This is a genomic window from Bradyrhizobium sp. Kon37 (genome assembly GCF_055807535.1).
This window is the reverse complement of the sequence record NZ_JBVVOY010000199.1, coordinates 1-331: the sequence shown is the minus strand read 5'-3', so window position 1 is coordinate 331 and position 331 is coordinate 1. Positions and strand designations below refer to the sequence as shown.

1 protein-coding gene is annotated in these 331 nt (G+C 69.8%); it reads left to right on the top strand.

Annotated elements, in window-relative coordinates:
- Positions 1–36: 36 nt before the first annotated feature.
- Positions 37–331: thermonuclease family protein (locus tag AC0L3J_RS37790; protein WP_473350501.1), on the top strand; the 295-nt coding region annotated here is incomplete at its 3' end.

Below are 331 nucleotides of genomic sequence, written 5' to 3'. Positions count from 1 at the left end.
CCTGGCGTACCCCGATCATCAGCAATGGGGCCACGCATGAAGCGCCGAAGCTACGCCATGCTGCGCGCCGCTGCCGCGCTGGCCGTCCTGGTCGTTGCCTCGCCGGCATGGGCCGAGCTGCGCGGCGAGGTCGTGCGCATCATCGACGGCGACACCATCGACGTGCTGGTAGACAAGCAGCCGGTGCGCGTGCGCCTGGTGGACATTGACGCGCCGGAAAAGCGGCAAGCCTTCGGCGAACGTGCGCGCCAGGCGCTGGCCGGCATGGTGTTCCGCCGGCACGTCCTGGTCGACGAGAAGGACACCGACCGTTACGGCCGCACGCTGGGCA